This is a genomic window from Acidithiobacillus sp. TH-A36 (assembly GCF_057473445.1).
The window spans coordinates 1-1,924 of sequence record NZ_JBYCKP010000393.1 but is presented as its reverse complement, the minus strand read 5'-3'; the positions used below and the strand labels follow the sequence as shown (position 1 = coordinate 1,924).

2 protein-coding genes are annotated in these 1,924 nt (G+C 54.8%); one reads left to right on the top strand and one right to left on the bottom strand.

The annotated features are described in order from the left end of the window. Positions 1–640: pseudouridine synthase (locus tag AC2VLY_RS10165; RefSeq protein WP_486922214.1), on the bottom strand; the 640-nt coding region annotated here is incomplete at its 3' end. 84 nt (positions 641–724) lie between these two features. Between AC2VLY_RS10165 and AC2VLY_RS10160 the strand changes: the two genes are divergently transcribed. Next, complete coding sequence (locus tag AC2VLY_RS10160; protein WP_486892613.1) at positions 725–1,756, top strand: agmatine deiminase family protein; 1,032 nt, start codon at positions 725–727, stop codon at positions 1,754–1,756. Positions 1,757–1,924 lie beyond the last annotated feature (168 nt).

Below are 1,924 nucleotides of genomic sequence, written 5' to 3'. Positions count from 1 at the left end.
TGAAAGGTCCGAATGCCTCCCGATGCAGGCTCAACACCAAATTATCCAAAGCCACAAACATACGCCGCACCTCGTGATAACGTCCTTCATGGAGGGTCAATTGTAGTTCAGTCGTGCCGAGCGGGATCATTTCTGCCACTTTGCACGGGCTGTGCTCTCCCTCCAGCAGCAAGGTGCCCGAAGCCAGTATGCCGGCTTCATGCCCCTGCAAAGGATTTTGCAAAGTCACTCGATACCGGCGCGGAATTTCATAGCGGGGACTGGTCCAACGATGCAGCCAGTCCCCATCATCGGTCAGCAACAACACACCGCTGGTTTCCCGATCCAGTCGTCCGACACTGCTGAAGCTGGGTCGCCGGTAACGCCATCGCGGTGGAAAATCCTGATAAATGGCACGAGGATCATCATGTGCACAGACCTTGCCGAGGGGTTTGTGATACAGCACATAAAGGGGATAGGGATGATCCAGAGGCTCTTCATCTACCTGCACAGTGGCTGGATCTACCCTGGTAGCAGCCTTGCGCAGCGGCATTCCATCCACTGACACGCGCCCTTCGCGCAGTAAATCACGCGCTTCCGAACGGCTACAATAACCCAGTCGGGAGAGCAGATGATCTAAACGTTCGCCGGAATGCGCCATGAGGACAGTTTAGCCTGCCGGCATGGCTGACGGAACCCCCAGAATTGCCTATGATATGGGCATCACCTCTGGAAGGAATTCACCATGCAGTCCAATTATACTCTCCCCGCCGAATGGGCTCAGCAGTGGGGTGTGCAACTGACCTGGCCCCATCCCGAAAGCGACTGGGCACCCCGACTGGCTGAGGTCCTTCCGGTTTTTGTGCAGATTGCCAGGGAAATCAGCCTGCGCGAGCATCTGCTGGTGGCCTGCCATGATCGCGAAAGTTTACGGGATTGTGAACAGCGTCTGGAGAATGCCCACGCCAACATGGCGCACTGTCATCTTTATCTGGTGCCCAGCAATGACTCATGGGCGCGAGATCACGGCCCACTCACTCTCACCAACCCGGCAGGGGAACGCAAATTGCTGGATTTTGGCTTCAATGCCTGGGGCCTCAAGTTTCGTGCTGACCTGGACAATCAGATTACGCGTCATCTTCATGCCCAGCAGGCTTTTGGCGAATGTTCTCTGGAAATTTCGGGAATGATACTGGAAGGCGGCAGCATTGAAAGTGATGGTCATGGCACTTTGCTGACGACCAGCGCCTGCCTGCTTTCCGCCAATCGCAATCCACAATGGTCGGCTGCGGAAATTGAAAGCGCCTTATGCCAGCAGCTTGGCATGCAGCGCGTGCTCTGGCTGTACAGCGGGCATCTGGAGGGTGATGATACGGATGCGCACATCGATACTCTGGCGCGCTTTTGTAATCCGCATGCCATCGCTTATCAAAGTTGTGATGATCCCAACGACAGTCACTTTGCCGCCTTGCAGCAAATGGCTGCGGAACTCAGTGCCCTGCGCAGTTACGATGGGCAGGCTTACCACTTGATTCCCCTCCCCTGGGCACAGGCGCAGTGGGATGAGGATGACAACCGCTTGCCTCTGACTTATGCCAACTTTTTGATCCTTAATGGAGCGGTCTTACTCCCCGTTTATGAGGATCCTGCGGATCACATTGCCGTCCAGCGTCTTCAGACGGCTTTCCCGGACCGTGAGATAGTGCCTATCCCCTGTCTGGAACTTGCCCGCCAACATGGCAGCCTGCACTGCGTGACCATGCAGCTGCCAGAGTAAGATCTAAGCAAAGTCATCTGAGTTTTTTCAGCCAAATAGCCTCAGGCAAGCATCATTGCCAGAATAAGCCCGGAGAAACATCGTTTTTTACGGAGGGCAATGGCAAGGTACAATGATCCACCAAGATGTTCCCCTGAGGTTTGACCTTACAGTTCAGATTGTATGCCT